This window comes from Flavobacterium sp. SLB02, from assembly GCF_009664855.1.
GTDB lineage: Bacteria > Bacteroidota > Bacteroidia > Flavobacteriales > Flavobacteriaceae > Flavobacterium.
The window spans coordinates 3,976,862-3,994,806 of record NZ_CP045928.1; the positions used below are offsets into that span (position 1 = coordinate 3,976,862).

Sequence of the window (17,945 nt, forward strand, 5' to 3'; positions counted from 1 at the left end):
CATATTAGAAAATATGACAAATTGTTTTAAAAAGCATTGGTTTCTTATTATCGGGATATTATTGTTATCTAATTATTCTATTGGGCAGACTTTTATTAGTTTTTCTCCTTTGGAGCCATCGCCAATTAAGGAAAATGGAAGACCTTTTAGAGTTCGAATAAACTCCACTAGTGAAGTAGCAGCCGCATGTACAGCTAAAATTATAACATTAGAAATAGGAGATTTAACCTATACTCCAGGTTCCAATTTTAATCTTCCACCTGGAATTGTTATAACTGAAGCAGTAAATAATGGTAAAACTGTTTTAACAATTTCTGGATTTGTAAATGATGGTAAACAAGGAGAAAGTTTAACAATGGATATTGCTATGCAATTTAAGCCGGGTATTTGTGATGATGTTACGCAGGAAATTGTAGCAACTACTACTAATATTGGATGTACTGTTGTTTCAGAGCAAAAAGGCAGTATTGAAGTTACTGCACGCACTGCAAATCCAGTTAGAGTAAGTCTTAGTCTATTAACAAGCGTAAGCCAGCCAGTATGTCCTAGACAAGTACTTCGTTATCAAGTTCAAGTTTATAATGATGGAAATAAAGGGTTTAATATTAATAATGCAAAAGTAAATATAGAATTAGATAAATGTGCAACTGTCTTAGGAGTGTACAAAAATAATACTTATATACCAGTAGATAATGTAAGTATATCAACAGCGGGGAATATACAAAAAATACTTTTTGATACTCCTGATATTGTATTGTCTCCTGCAACATCTAATGTTGTTTATGATTTTTTTATAACTTATCCTTGTCTTGATGGAGAAAATGATTGTGTCAGTGGACAAAAAGTGATTACGGCTTATGTGACAGGAAAGAAGAAAGATTGTCAATTACAATATACAGAAACAGCAAAAAGCAGTTCATATTTACAAACTTCAGTAAATCCGGCAACTTGTTCAAATGTAAATTGTGCTACTGGTGAAACAGGGGGAGAAGGTCAATTAGAAGCTATTACTATCTCAAGTACTGGTAATCTTCCTTGCCCATCTTGTCCGCAAAATGATCCAATATTTCTGATCTATTTCAATATGCCTCCTTTTCATCCGGCTTATGATAATAGAGTATTTGTTATTGATATTCCAATTGGAGTAAAAGTTTCAAGTGCTAGTCGATATCAAACAGCTTGTGGAACTCTATATGAAGTTAATTATATTGATGCAGCAGGTAATAAACAGTCGACACCTTTTCCTGGTTCTCTAACACGAAAAGTAGAGTTTAAAACTTCATGTACGATTTCTGCACCACAGACATCATTTTGGTTAAATTTAAAATATGATGAATTAGCTATTCAGCCAGCACCATGGAACTTAACATTTAAGTTAAATTTCAGTTCATCTGGAAAGACAATTTTCGAAGGTAATACTAGTAGGACAGTCGATTCTTGTAATCCAAACCTATCAATTTATAACCAGGTTAGAAAAGCAACTCAAAATTATGAAAACAATTTCAATGCATCAGCTGTTCCGGGCGAGTTAATGATATATAGACAAAGAATCAATAATAATGGAACAGGAGATACTAATAACTCAGTTACTATAAAGTTAGATAATAGATTAGTCTACGAAGGAGGATTTAGATACATTTACGATAATTATAATAATTATGAATCTGATCAATTTAAACGATTAGAAGGAAATCCTAGTTTTTACATACCAGAATTAGGAACGGTTAATGTATCAACTCCTGTATATGGAGAACCTGGAACAGTTACAATGTCAGGATTTAACTTTCCTTGTTCAAAAAAATATTTATTTATTGAATTTAATGTTAGAGTTAAAAATAATGTAATTGCAGATGCTCAAATACCAATTGTCACAAGGGTTTATGGATCAAGAACTTACGGCCAGCCTCAGGATAATATTATCACAATATCTTCATTCACTTATGTGAAGAGTAAAATGTTTGTAAAGTGTGGATTAGCAAATGAATGGAATGATACTGGCATTAATGTAAAAAATGGAGAGGTCGTGGATTTTAAAATGCAGTTTTCTAATGCTGGTTCCACACCTGTAGTTCTTTCTGAATTAATTAACTTAAGACCACAGATTGGCGATTTTTTTGAGTTTGGGTCTAATCCAAGAAATAGTACTCTTAATATAAATTATAATTGTGATCTTCCTAAAGCTTTTTTAAATTCAGCTACAGCACTTTCTGCAAATTTTACATATGCTAATAATGATGTGAGTATGGATAGGGATATGTTTTGTCCTCCTAAATCATCAGGTAATTTACCAAATTGGACTTCTTCTTGTGACAATTCTAATTGGTTTAGAGCCACATTTTTAAATAATCTAACCTTACTTCCAGGAGACTATGTAGATGTAATTTTTAAGGGAAGAGTTACCGGCACAGAAGGAAAAGCATTTAATAGTTTCTCTTTTAGAGTAGGTGGCTGTAATATACTTTCGGCAAATTCTAATAAGTTAACATTGGAAAATAACAATACAGGTGTGGGTTGTAATTCATGTACTTTGACGAATCCACACGCAGCAGAAATGAAAACGCTTTTTGAGAATCTAATGAAAAATATACTTACCAGAAAAATAAATGGTGAAAGTGATGCTCAAATTAATGGAAGCGCTCCAGCAGAATTGCTTGTTCTAAGACCATATATAAGTAGCGGAGGGGGTAATAAGATCTATAATTTTGTTTCAACCAAAAATGCTCAAAACAAGATAACTAGTGTGAAATTCTCTTTTACAGCTGATAGTCAAAATGATGTTTCGTTTGTTGAAGAAAATGGACTGATTTATAATCCAGAAGTAGGATTTATTGATCCTTCTTACCTGAAAATTGATACTACTTTATATATTTCTTCAGAACAATATTTGACAACTTGTAGAAAAACACTTGACAACAACGGGGGTATAACAGCAGATTGTAATAGTAAGACACAAGTTAGACATATAGATTTTTGTCCTTCAAGATTTTGTTCTCCAATTAATAGTGAAATTAAAATAGGAGATTGATCTAGGGACTACCATAATATTATTTTGGTTGCGATATAAAAAAGAACAGGACAAACCTGTGAATGTAAAAAAAAATAACTACTCATAAAGAGAATTAATTATGCTACAAGCTTTTACAATAAGAAAATACTGGCTCCTTACTTTATGTCTGGTAGTATGTTCCATTACTTCAATGTATTCGCAAGATATTCCAGATAACTATCTAGGTATAGACGTTCCGACACTAACAGCGCAGTACAGAGCTAACGGAGTTGGTGATGATATTATTGAATTTTATATTAATCAATTAAGAGAAAAAGAAACTAAAAGATTTTTAGAAGTTCTTGAAAAAGAGAAAGCTTTACAAGAGCAGTTAAAGTTGAAAAATAGTGAAACATCAAAAAGCAGCTTAATCTCGGCAAATAATGGTTCGAATATATTAATTAATGCTAAAGTTTCTGCTAAAGCATTAAGTGCCGTTATGGAAGAAAATCAGATAGTTAATAGTGGTGTTAATACTAAATTTTCTATTGAGCCTGCTTCTCCTGGTGCAACCTATGAATGGGTTTTTTATGATCTGGACAATGTAACGGTAAAAGATTCTGCGACTACGGCAATTGCTTATCAAAAATACACCCTTCCAGGTATTTATAGAATTACTCTTGAAGTTAAAGATGCAAGTGGCTGTATATCATATTCTACAAAGAATATTGAAGTTAAAGATTCTGGACTTTGTGTTAGAAAACCAATAAATTTTGCTTTCGAAACCACATCAACTAATTTAAAATATACCTGGACAGCCACAAATACTGCAGGAGTTTTGGTCAATGAGGTAATAAATAAAACAGGCTTGTATACTTATACACCAACTCTTCCCGGAGATTTTGTTATAAAATTAGTGGCAACCGGAGAAGGCAAATGTGAGACCGTATTTCAGGAAAAGATAACTGTTGGTTTGTGTGAAGAAGATGATGGTGGAGGAGAAAATTGTAAAAACCATATTGCGATTGTGGTTGATGAATCTGGATCTATAGATGAAACGGAGGCAAAGAGAATTAGAGCACAATTAAAATCTTTTATATATGAGCAGGCAGTAGTTAATGAAACTGGTAATAAAATGTGGATCTCTTTAATTGGTCTTTCTGATACTGACGGCAATTTACGTAATGATCATATTCTTGAACGTGCTGTTTCTAAGGGAGATCTTTTAAAGGATGGAGTTGTTTACAATTGGATTGAAAATTATGGCAGAAGATATGGAACACCTGGTAATGGGATAAGCGAAGGATCTGATTACTGGAAAAGTGGTCTTGACTTAGTAACTACATCAAATTTTAATCTAAAACCAAAATTAGTGTTTTTAATTACAGACGGATGTCAGACAACAAATCCGGAGGCATTAAAAACAACTATGCAAAAATTTGATAATTATCAAAATTCGCCTGATAAAAGTGAAGATAAGCCTCACTTATATGTTGTAGGTATCAATAATGGTTTTTATGTAGATAATGTTCTTGCAGATCCAGGTACGCCACGCAACCAAGATCCTAATTTTGTGCCATCACTTCGAAAAGGGAGTTACGATTCAACCAGCTCATTGTATTTAGGTAAGTCATTGCAGTATTTGTTTGATTATCAAGACAATGCTTTTCCATTAGAGAGAATTAATGGTTTTGATAGTGCCTCTTATTTTGCACACAATGACTTTACAATGCTAAACGATGAACCGTATTATTTTTCAGATAATATTATAAAAGCTGGAGTTGGCTGTGGAAAATTATCTGTAAAAGATTATTGTAGCAATTGTTTCTCATTTCAGCCAAAAGCTAATGGAGAATATTTATTAAGTGCATGGGTAAAGGAAGAAACAAATATTCAGGTTAAAAATTATGAAAATACCGAAATAAATATTGTGTTTTATGATGATGCAGAGGCAGTCGATCCCGATCCAAGCGATCCTGCAGCACCATCTCAAGTGATTAATACCGTTACCCTAAAGCCATCAGGGGCTATTATTGATGGCTGGCAGAGGATTTCAGGAAAGTTTACTGTACCTGAAAATACGATTACTGCGGGAGTAGTCTTAATTAATAATAACACAGGTATACCGGTTTATTTTGATGATTTAAGAATTCATCCCATGGAAGGAAGTCTTAAGACATTTGTCTATGATTCAGAAACTTTCAAATTAATGTCTGAGTTAGATGAGAATAACTACAGTACTTTCTATGAGTATGACAATGAAGGAGGATTGGTTCGTGTCAAAAAAGAAACAAGTCAAGGAATCAAAACTATTCAGGAAACGCGTTCTGGAAATTTTATCAACCCACAATAATTAAAAAATGTTCTTAAAAAAAATAATAAGTGTTTTGGGTCTGCTTTATTGCACTTTGGGATATTCACAAGATGCTAAAGAAATATTCAAAAAAGTAGGAGAACATTATGCAGCAGCAAAACCTCTTCAATATAAAATGAATTACGTTCTCTTTAAGGATTTTGATTCAAAAAAAGTAGAGGAAAGCTATAGTGGCGTGTTTTATAAAAACGCACAAAATGAAATGTACACCAAAATTGGTAACACCGAGATTTTGAATACTAAAAAAGTCAATTTAAAAATCAGTCATCCTGAAAAAATGATTGAAATCAATAAACCGATTCCCGATTATAAGGGAGGTTTTGACATAAAGCCATTGCTTGAGATATGCAAAATTGAAAAATGTATTGATCTTAAAACACATTGGGAAATTACATTAACTACAAAATCATTTACAGGTATACCGTATTCAAAGATTGTTGTTAGTGTATCCAAAACTTATTTTATACAAAAACAGGTTTTTTATTATAATACGCCATCTGATTTTTCTAAGGATTATCGCAAAGCAGATGTGCATTATCCCAGGCTGGAAATAACTAATAGCAGTTTTAACAGGAATCCGGTAAATGTTTCATTATTTAAAAGTGAAACCTATTTTAATTCCTCTGGAGGAAAAATTGTTTTATCTCAACAATTAAAAAAGTATGAGATAATAGACCAAAGAAATGTTGCCAATAATAATTAAGATAAATTATAGATATATGTATATCAACAAAAATTTTATAGTAGTAATATTTTTATTTTTTAGTTTGTTTTCTTTTGGACAGCAAGAGGAGGGAAAAACAGATTATAAGCAGGGCGATGAATTACTAAAAAATCCATTATTAAGTGTAGAAGATCCTAGATTTTCAGATTTAAATGACAAGAAATTATTTGTTTCGGTAAATGATGCCGTATCAATTCATTTTGGATTCAATGATGATATTTCCAATGCTAATGCTTATAAAGAAATATACGATTGTACTATTAAGCTTTCGATAATTCCTTATAATAATTTGGGACTAAAAGATTTAAGTTATATAGAGAATGGAAAATTAAAACAACATGATGATCCCTTTATAATTACATTAAAAATAACTCATGATAATGTAACCAAAGGAGCTAAACTAAATGACTATTTGGTCTATAAACTTCCAGGTATTCATAAAGCAACAGTACAAGTTACTTCAATAACATATTCGTCTCCTGGAATTCACAACGCTCCATATCTGGCATTAAAGTTTAATACAGACCGATATTATAATTTACAAAATACTACCGCTTTACCTAGCGCAGAATTTATTAAGTATACAGGGACGACTGCTTCAAAAGCATCGGCTGCCAGCAATGCAGATGAACTAATAATTAAGTGGGAGAAAAATCTAAACGCACCGGCTCTGGAATATGAATTAGAGTGGACCTGGATTGATAATTTTGGAGCTAACGGCATTGCCAAGAAGGATAGTAAAGACATTGCTTTGACCGAGAAAGATTTTATGCTAAATAGCACAAGAATCCAGACAAAAGAAACTTCTTACAGAATTCCTATTGTCTACTCTAGTGGTTATGTAATTTACAGGGTTAGGGCTGTTGGAAGATTTTTGGATGATCTAACAAAAGTATATAATGGAAGATGGTCTGTTTCTGAAATTAATAAAAGATTAAATTTTGTTAGTGATTGGACGTATGTTGAAATAGACCAATCTCATGAATTAGGGGCAAAAAACTGGCAATATCAAGCTTCATTTGCTGAAGATGGAAAGAAAAAAGAAGTTGTCAGTTATTTTGACGGATCATTACGTAATCGTCAAACTGTAACTAAAATAAATTCAAATAATAAAGCAATAGTTGGTGAGGTAATTTATGATAATCAAGGTCGAGCAGCTATCGAAGTACTGCCAAGTCCTTTAGAATCTTCAGCAATTCATTTTTACAATGATCTAAATAAAAACACAAAAGGATCAATATTTTCTCATAAAGATTTTGATTGGGATTTAAAAGATAGTATTAAAAATTGCCAACCGATTCTAGTTCCTACAATTGCAAATGGAGATGGATCTGGTAAATATTATTCGACAAATAATACAATCAGTAATACTTTTCAGGATTTAGTTCCCGATGCTCAGGGATATCCTTTTTCTCAAATAGAATATACTCCGGATAATACTGGCCGAATTAAAAGTAAAGGAGGCGTAGGTCCAGATCATCAAATAGGAAAAGGGCATGAAATGCGCTACTTTTATTCTCAACCTTCACAAGAGGAATTAAATAGGCTTTTTGGATATAAAGTTGGTGATTATTCCCATTATAAAAAAAATACAATAATTGATCCCAACGGCCAAATAAGCGTTAGCTATTTAGACCCTCAGGGAAGAACTGTAGCAACAGCTATGGCAGGAGATAGACAAGGAAGTTTAGAAGCATTAGATGATGAAAAAGATACAAGTTTGCATCTTACCACTACATCCAATCTCTTGTCAAACAATGATCCTTATGCTTCTGGAGAAAATAGTGTATTAAAAGACGGAATAAAATTAAATTCTGTTATTTCAGTGATTAATAGTAAGGCCGTTACTTTTGAATATTCTTTTGATAAAACAAAAAATGCATTTACAGATGCTTGTCTAAACGGTAAATTTTATCCATTTGTTTATGATTGGTCTATTAGTCTTAAAAATGATTGTGCAGATGAATTATTGACAGGTGCAGATGCTTTATCAGCAAAAATTGGATTATATAGTTTAAGTGCAAATAGTTCATCTGCGTTGAGTTTTCCTGCAAGAACATTTAATGCATTAGATCAGGGTAAGTTTTTAAGTGTAGGAGCTTATTCTTTAAGTAAAGATCTTAGTATTGATAATACTATCTTAAATCTTTACGCAGATGATTATATAAAACAACTAAAAGATAATAAAATTTGTCTTCCGGATCTAACAGCTTTAGAAGCTGATGTTACAGCAGCAGATTGTACTATAACTTGTAGAAGTTGTGAAGAAGGTTTAGTACGCAGTCATCTTACAGATGCAGAGTATACATCATTTCAGGCAACACTTTCTAATGATAATAAGTTAGGAGACGTTTCTCGTAGAGAATCTTACATAGTTATTGCAGAAAATAACTATGTAAAAAAGAATATGTTGACCGTTCTGGAACTTAATGAGAACGATCGTGACAATTATGAAAAAAGCTTCAAGTTTGAATTTAGAGGTTTGCTAAAAGGTTGTAGAGAATTGTGTGAGCAGCCGGTAAATGTATGTGATCTTAATCTTGATATGCTGCTAAGAGATGTTAGCCCTCACGGACAATACGGTTCTGTCCAAGGACTTGAAGCAGAGTCTGATGTTAGTGATGAAGATGTTAAAAATAATCCATCCATTGATGCCCCTCTTGATCCGGTAAGTGTATTTAATATAAACAATGATTTATCATATGGTGGGTTTTCTACAGAAACGTATAAAGATGAAGATACAGGTCTTGATGTTACTGTAAAGATCAGTAATAATTCATGGAAAAATCCTGAGGGAGGATTTTATAAAGAAGAAGATGGATCTATTTCATATGTTAAAGTAAAATTAATAAGTAAAGTAGCGGGACATCCGGAAGCAGCCGTTTTTGAACCAGCTTTAGAAGGAGTTAGTCTGACTGCATTAAAGCACGATCCTCAAAGTGAAGATCCAAATGACTATTTAGCAGAACCAAAGTACCTAAAAGAGGTTGCTTATTTTGTAAGTAACTGGAGAAACAGTTGGGCAAATGCTCTTGTAAAGTTTCATCCCGAATACCAATATTATGCATATAATTTAGGAATTTGTGATAAACTAAATAGTGCGGGATTAAATTCAAATTCATTTGATGCAGAGCTTTTCCAGAAAGAATCTTATAATGCCCAAACAAAAAAGATAGACGAATCTGTTTATGCATCAAACGGAATTTTAGAAAAATTATTAAATATTGATACTACAGAGGATCCTTTTTACAATTCCCCTAACTCATACAATGGTGAGAATGGTGAGAATGGTGAAGATTTTGCAGTGCGTAAAGATATAATGCGTGAGGCCCTTACATCAAATTTTGATGGAATGAAAACTGGTACAAAAAAAATGAATATGCTTCAAACAGCGTATTACTTTGCTGTTTTTTCAAATGGTATTGCGCCTGAATCTGCCTACAATTCTTTTATGAATCTTTCACAAGCTGATTTATTAAATAAAATCAGGGCTCTTGGAATTAATAATAATATTGCAGAATTGACTACAAAAGAAAGAATTTGGGCCAATTTTAAAGCTAACTATGTTGGACTAAAAGACAAAACACGAACTGTTTTAGCACACATTAGTGCCATAAAAAACAATAATTATAACGAGTGTATCGGGAATCCTGAAAGTTCTGATAATTTTGTGACCTTATTAAAGAAATATACTGGAGTTGCATCTGGTAAAACAAAAACAAATTATCAAAGAATTCTGGATTTAATTGCCCGTACACCAAATCCAGACGCTGTTCCGGTACCTATAACTAATCCATCAAGTACAAAAGTTGAATTAGCTTGTTCTGATGCCCTTTCTGCACTTTTTGCATTAAAAGAAAAACGTTTTATTGGTGCAGATTATGGTTATGATTCTAGTATGGACGACATGGATCTTCTAGCAGTTGCAACAGCAGAGGCAGATTCAAGAGTTTATTTAGAGACAGGAAAAAGCCCAAGTTATCTTGCTTTAGAGAATTTCTTAAAAGGGATGGTAGACAGAACAATTCAAAGTCAGGGATTAGTTGTGCCTCAGGGAATTCCAACAACTAGTATGCCTTATTTGACACGTAGTCTTTTTGATGCACAGGTAAATAGTGGTTTTAATTTAAGTACTTCTCTTGAAACACCAAAAATTGTCAGTACAAAAGATACGTCAAATAAGTTGACAATAGGTTTTACAAGTGGTGATTTACCAATTTCTACTCCTATTATTTTAGAATTTATAAATACAAGTAATCATGTAAATCCATGTGGTGTAACAACTGCACTGGATTGGAAAGATATTGTAGATTTTAAAAATCTATATTATCTGCCAAATTCTTATGACAGGAATTTTGGAACCTATAAATTTCAAATTATTGCTACAATAAAAAGAGAAGGAACTTCACCCGATTGTTATACGCCCGAAGAGGTTTTAGTAGAAGGAACAACAAAAATAAATATAGCCGACTATTCCCCTGCAAATGCATTATCTGCCAGTTGTGGAAAACAAGAACGATTTAGCAATGCTTTTAATGAGTTAATACTTGATTTACAAAATAGTAGAACTTTAGTGGGGAGTAATGTAAATCTTGTAAATAATTCAAACTTTACTAATGGATATTTATATGAGTATTTGGGAATTCAGCCTGGCGATATTGTTACATGGAATAATCCAGGATATAGTGCAGGGTACAATGCTGATATTACGGTAAACTATCAAAAACGTGTTACTTTACAATTGGGTAATACCCATTTGGGAACAAAAGCGATCTCAAGAGTATCAATTGGAAGTTTATTGGCAAGTAGTTCTTCTAATTTAGTAAAAATTAAACTCAAAGGACTTATAGGAATACGTCAAATTAATGCAAAAATTTCTACTGGTAATTTAAAAGCCCCATTATATTTTACCTGTTGCGCTCCTTGTGGAGAAGATGATCATGATGGAAATGGAATTGGAGATAATTGTGATAACGGTACATCTGTAAGCTATTGTACAAAACCAGAACCAGAACGTATTTTCGAGAACAATCTTCTTAATGTCTTGAATGATTGTATTGATCAATATGGTTCTCAGTTTCCTGCAACAGGAAGTTACAGTACACCAAATACTTTATCAGTTAATAATGCAGCTATGTCTAAGTTTATTGAGGCATCTAGATTAATTGAATTTTTTCAGTCTGGACGCAATGATCAAACAACAGACCCTACTTACAAATTACCTGTTACTCTTACAGATTATAATATATCTATTATGCCATCTTTCAGTAACATGGTATCAATAGGATGGTCAGACCTTAATGTGGGAGCTGATGTAGGAAGAAATTTTATTGATATTAGAGACCTTCCTCTTTTTAATGTTGCAACTATTAATTCTCTTGACATAATTAATGAAAATAGACTTAAAATTGTTTATACAGATAAAATAGGTAACACTGTTACAGTATATCCACAATTTGCATGTTTAACAAGTTTTACACCAAGATCGACTACATCAAAATCATTCGATTTTTGTAGATCCCTCCAAGATTATATACCTGTTGTAGTTCCATCAATGATTACTACATGCGAAAATTCTAAATCTGAAGAGTCTAATTATGAAGAAAATTTAAGAGATGTTATAAGTGAAGCTATAGAAAAAAATACATTTGGGATTTCACAAAATTCGGCTGCTAATTTAAAGATGAGTCATTTTATTGGTGAGTCAGGTTTGATTGAGAAATTTCAGGTAGCAAGAAATACTCGTTATGCGCAAAGACCAGTTGGATACAACACGCCCATTGAGCTTACATCATTTACGGTTTCTAAGAGCATTCCTGAGGGTGGTGATACACCTTTTTATCGAATAGTATTTAAGAATTCAACCAATAAAACCGATGCCAGTATCAGCTTACAGATTGAAGATGCCAATGCAATTAAAAAAATTGGTTATTTGGATATTACTGATGAAGTATCTGCAAAAGTTTATTATACAGATATTAATAATAAAGCAGTAAATGAAGAAGTGAATATTTATAATAATGTTCATTCAAGTGAATCTGCTGGTTATTCCTACCAGATATGTAATTTCTTTAGTTTTAAATTAGCATCGCTTAGAGCATCAAAGTCTGCATTAAGAGACTTTGCATTAAGTGACCAGCCTTATTATGAAACAATAGAAAATGAAGATGGTACAATTAGAATAACAGGTTATAATTTACCGTCTGTTACTTCGAGATCTGCCAGAAGTTTAAGTAAAGCAGTTGCTGCTTGTCCGGCAATCTGTGTTCCGGCAATTCCAGAACCAGTAATTTGTACAGAGAAATGGAGTGCATTTAAAGCAGAATTGAACACAATAATTCCTGGGTATGTCCTGGATGAAAATTTAAATATAAATGGAACTTATTTCTGTGAAGCTAATTTCGGATATATCAGTGATGATTACCTTTATTATTTAACCAAGCTAAAAGAATTTAAAAAAGGATCAATTAAAAGTTCTAACGCTTTGTTTTTAGGTATCGATAAATTTGGGGCGACAAGATTACATTATGGCAACAAAGATACTCATGGTGTAATTAATGAATATTTTAACTATTTAGTTAGAATTGATGTGCCAAATCCTACAGAGGAAGCAATCACATGGAATCAGTTTGCAGATAAATATGTGGCAGATTACCAAAAATGTGTACCTGCGGTAATGATTCCAAGATTTAGTCTGGAAGATCAAAACGCAAGTATAAAAACTCCTTGCGAATTGTATGCGGCAACTGTAAAAGCATCTAATAAACAACAGCTAGAAGACACATTTTTTAGCGCTAAAAGAGAAGAATTCATTAGAAACTATACAAAGGAAGCATTAGAAGGAATTACTGAAAAGCTTACTAAAACAGCTTCGGACAAGGAATATCAATATACGCTGTACTATTACGATCAGGCAGGAAATTTAATTCAGACAGTACCGCCGGAAGGAGTTAAGAGATTAGCCCCTACATCAGATCTTACTATTGATAGCGTAAGAGCAAATGATACAGAAAAAGTTGACTTGGCAGATGTAAATGGAATAAAAGTAGTTCCTCTAAATGACATGCAAACGCAATATCGTTACAACTCATTAAATCAACTGGTGTGGCAACAAACTCCGGATGCAGGAGTAACTGTGTTTGCTTATGATCAATTGGGTCGAATTATAGCGTCACAAAATGAAAAACAAAAAACATTATCTCAGCTTAGCTACACGCGCTATGATAAGCTGGGACGTATAATGGAAGCAGGACAATTAACATTAAAAACTCCTGCAGTAATTAATGAATTAGGAAGATTAGCAGTAAGTCTTGAACCAAAAGCAGATTTAATTAAAGTGGATGCTGTAGAAGATCATTATCCATATAATGTCACTTTAAAAACCGAACAAGTAACAAAAACTTTGTACGATCTTCCAATGCAGAATTCAGAAACCTGGTTCACAGACTATGGTGTAAATAACAGCCATAAAAGAGTTACTGCCATATTGTATTATGATCAATTAATGGAAGAGCTTACTTCTGTTGAGGCTTCAAGTGCTTACAATAATGCTATTTTGTACGATTATGATGTGCACGGAAATGTAAAAGAAATGCTGCATCATACCAATAATAATGGCGATTTAACTGCATTAAATCAGCAAGTTAAAAAGATTGTTTATGATTATGATCTAATAAGCGGAAATGTAAATAAAGTAACCTATCAGCCTGAAAAAGTGGATCAGTTTATTCATAAATATGATTATGATGCAGATAATAGAATACAGCAAGTTTATACCAGTAAAGACAATACAATCTGGGAGAAAGAAGCAAATTACCTCTATTATGATCATGGTCCGTTGGCACGTGTAGAAATAGGAGACAAAAAAGTGCAAGGTTTAGATTATATCTACACACTTCAAGGATGGCTAAAAGGAGTTAACTCCGAAGAGTTAAAGATTAACTCAGACGCAGGTAAAGATGGATTAAATGTAGCGAAAGATGCATTTGGATTTGCTTTGAATTACTATAAAGGAGATTATCTTTCGAGATCAAATACGACCGATGCAACCGTTTTTAGTTTGACTAAAACCGGAAATAACGAGAGTGCCGCTAATTTATATAATGGAAATATCAAGGATATGGTAACCACATTAGCGGATCTTAACGGAAATCCATTAGCATCTCAATTCAATCATTATACCTACGATCAGCTTAATCGTATTAAGAGCATGAGTAGCCAGTCAATACTTGCCGGGGTTTCAACGCCTTCATACAAATCAAATTACTGGTACGATCGAAACGGAAATTTACAAAAGTTAAATCGTTTTGCACCTAAGGAAGATGGCTCTATTGTCGAGATGGATCATTTAACATACAATTATTTAAATAAAACTCATCTGGATAGAGATCCATCAGCTTATAATTATAAAACAAGGACAAATCAATTACAAAATGTAAAAGATGCTGTTGGAGCTGGTATTTTTACAAATAGCAAAAACTTAAATGACACTTCATTAGACATAGATAATCAATCTGATGATAATTATACTTATGATGCAATTGGGCAATTAACTTCAGATAAACTGGAAGGAATTGATATTGACTGGAGAGTTGATGGTAAAGTAAATAAAGTAACTAAAAAGAATGGTACGGTAATAAGTTTTGAATATGATGGTTTAGGAAATAGAACTTCTAAAAAAGTTGTTACATCTACGTCAACAACAATTACATATTACGAGCGTGATGCCCAAGGAAATCCTATGAGTACCTATGAAATGGTTACAGCAGCAGGTGTGTCTAATTACTACCTTGTTGAACAATCTATATATGGAAGCAGTCGTTTAGGTATAGAACAATACGAGCATAATAAAGAAATATCCAAAGATGATTTTGCAGCATTTGCAGAAAAATCGAACTTAATGAGTGCCAGATCTGCCTTTGCGATGGTGAGTCAAGAAAGTGTACCGCCAACTTTTGGTCTGGGATTTGATACTACAACAGGGTTTACAACATGGTCAGATTCAAATAGTAAACTTAATTTGTTTAACAATAAATCACTTAAAACAAAAGCGGTTACATTAAGCTCTCATTTTAAAATAGGTTCCACTAATAGTGCTAATGTAGATTTATCAGTAGCAGCCTTAAATGGTATTTCCAAAGAAGGTAGTTTTCCAAAATCGAATTCATTTTCTTATAGAAGTACTGTATTATTAACAGTTAGAAAAGAAAGTGCGGGTTACGTACCAACAGTATCATTGATAAAATACCGTCGTGTACATCATGATTATAATAGAAAAGGAAAAAAGAAATATTCTTTTAGAAGTTATCTCGAGCAGGTTGATTATACAATCGATACCAAAACTAAAGCGATTCCTGAAGGAGAATGGGACTTTAATGCAGAAGTTAAATTAAATACAAAGACTGCTGAATATGAAGTTGTAATTACATTAAATGGAAACATTTATTCTACTGTTTCAAAAACAGAATTGCTTTTGACTGGACAGAATGATGAAAACTTAAAAAGAAATGACAGACGTTTAGAAATTAATATGCCAGATAACACTTTGGGAGCTGCAAAAATTGAAGATCGTCCAAATGAATATAAAGTAAATAAACTTTCATTAAAAAATGAAATGTGTGATTTTACCTATAGCATTAGTAACGGAAAAGGAACAGATCCAATAAAGATAAATGCATTTAGTTTTGATGAAGGACCTGGTATTACAAATAATGTAAACAATCATCCAATATCATCTACTAATATTCCTATGGCATTAAATAGTATTGGTTATAGTACTACATTTTGTGGATTGGCAGATAAAGATCGCGATGGAGATGGTGTAATAGATAAAGATGACATTTGTCCGGATGTATTTAATCCTAAGCAGGAAGATACCACTGAGGTCGCTTTAGGTTTTGCTCCTGATAAAGTAGGAGATGTGTGCGACAACTGCGCTTATCCCAACCCATTTCAAACAGATACCGATGGAGATGGAAGAGGAGATGATGTAATCATAGAGGGAATAGTTAGACCTTGTGATAATTGTAAATTAATTCCAAATTATGATCAGGCAGATTACGATAAAGATGGAGTAGGAGATGTTTGTGATAATTGTAAAACAATAAACAACCCTCTTCAGGAAGATGCCAATAATAATGGTATTGGTGACGCTTGCGAAGGATTAGATCAAGGTGTTGGTAAAACAACTGTGGTCGCTATTCCTGAGACTACAATTCGTTTGGTAGGAGACAAGCGTTATGAACTTTCTAATCATTTAGGAAATGTACTAAGTGTAATTAGTGACAGAAAACTTATTAAAGTTGCTAATGAACCAAGTCAGGAAACACTTGATAATTTTAGTTTTACAGGTTGGACAAGTATCACAGATGGCGCTAATTGGAATCGTCTTGGAGCTTCAAATACAGTGAGTGTGACTACAAATACTAATAAATTAGTAGCGAGCGTAAGCGATGTTGGTTCTGGAATTTCATACTCTATGAGTACTATTGCCGGTAAAAAATATACAATAACATATGATTTAGATTTGATTTCATCGTCGGGTATCAATTTGAAAGTAATGAATTTTTCAAATACGATAGCTCAAAAAACAGATAATATTTCAGGCAGACAAAGTATAACATTTACTGCGCAGGGAGTTGTAAGTAATCTGCAGTGGTACAGAACTAAAATTAAAGATGGTGCTTTTGAGTTGTTTGCTATAGATAATGTAACAACAAGTGTAGAATCGACAGAAAATACAGTCGCTTTTACTACCTTTAGTCCTGATATATTTAGTTACTCAGATTACTATCCTTTTGGAATGCTCGTGCCGAACAGACATAAATCTGCGGATGATTACCGTTATGGATTTAATGGGATGGAAAAAGATGATGAAATTAAAGGAGGAGAAGGTAATAGTATTGATTTTGGAGCGAGAATGTATGATCCAAGAATTGGAAGATGGTTTTCTAGAGATCCCAAGGAAGGTAAATATCCATCTTTATCTCCTTATGCTTTTGCTCGAAATAGTCCTTTAATGTTTAAGGATTCTGATGGAAGAGATTTTACAATAACAATTTTCATCGATGAAAAAGGTAATAAAATTATGCAGATAAATTATGTTATATATACCTCTTCTGAAAAACATACTGCTGAAATACAAAGTGGTATGGATTTGTGGAAAGTTCTAGATGGAAGTAAGGTATTGTTGAATGACGTTGAATTTACAGTACACTTAAATTTTAAAGTAGAACAAAAAGCTTCATTAGAAGAAGCGTTGAAAGCACAGTCACTAAAAAAATATTCGAATGTATACGGTGGTAATCTAAAAGCAGACGGAACTGAGGATGTAGATAATCAACAGTTTATATGGGCCGCAAAAACTAATGAAAAAGGTGAAACGGTTCTAAGCTCAACTACATTAAATATAAAAGCAGGAGAATCCGATGGTAATTATATAAGTTCAAAAACAACAACCATAACAGACGATTTTTCCGGCCTATCTAAAGGTAATGCTAGAACTTTCAGAGAGCAAATTGCTACTTTGGTTGCAAAAGGGCATCCACCTATGTATGGTGGAAGTAATGCTAATGTAATTGCGCACGAAATCGGACATACTTTTGGTTTACAACATAATCAAACTTATACAGCTGGTAAAGATGAAACTACCAAATATTTTAGTACGAGTGGAGTTATGACATTGGGACCTCTTGGTCCACCAACTTACACAGATCTTATAAACTTATTAAAATCAAGATGGGATAATCAATCAATGGGAAATAGTAGAATAGACTTTGATGAGAATGTATTTGAATTATTATCACCTGATAAGGTTTCTACACCAACTCGTGAAAATGTAACAGTAAGTCCTACACCGTAAT

Annotated in this window: 4 protein-coding genes; all 4 read left to right on the plus strand. The window is 32.8% G+C overall.

Annotated features, from left to right (window positions below):
• The first annotated feature begins 13 nt into the window (after window positions 1-13).
• The 4 genes from GIY83_RS14585 to GIY83_RS14600 all read left to right on the plus strand — a co-directional run bounded on the left by GIY83_RS14585 (window position 14) and on the right by GIY83_RS14600 (window position 17,944).
• Window positions 14-3,025, plus strand: coding sequence for a hypothetical protein (locus tag GIY83_RS14585; protein WP_208682091.1), 3,012 nt, complete (start codon window positions 14-16; stop codon window positions 3,023-3,025).
• Window positions 3,026-3,125: 100 nt separating this feature from the next.
• On the plus strand, window positions 3,126-5,339 hold the full coding sequence (locus GIY83_RS14590) for a PKD domain-containing protein (RefSeq protein WP_208682094.1): 2,214 nt from the start codon (window positions 3,126-3,128) through the stop codon (window positions 5,337-5,339).
• Window positions 5,340-5,346: 7 nt separating this feature from the next.
• Window positions 5,347-6,063, plus strand: a complete 717-nt coding sequence (locus tag GIY83_RS14595) for a hypothetical protein (protein WP_194616290.1) — start codon at window positions 5,347-5,349, stop codon at window positions 6,061-6,063.
• Window positions 6,064-6,079: 16 nt separating this feature from the next.
• Window positions 6,080-17,944 (plus strand): RHS repeat-associated core domain-containing protein, encoded by an 11,865-nt coding sequence (locus GIY83_RS14600; protein WP_208682096.1) that lies wholly within the window; start codon window positions 6,080-6,082, stop codon window positions 17,942-17,944.
• Window position 17,945: the final 1 nt, after the last annotated feature.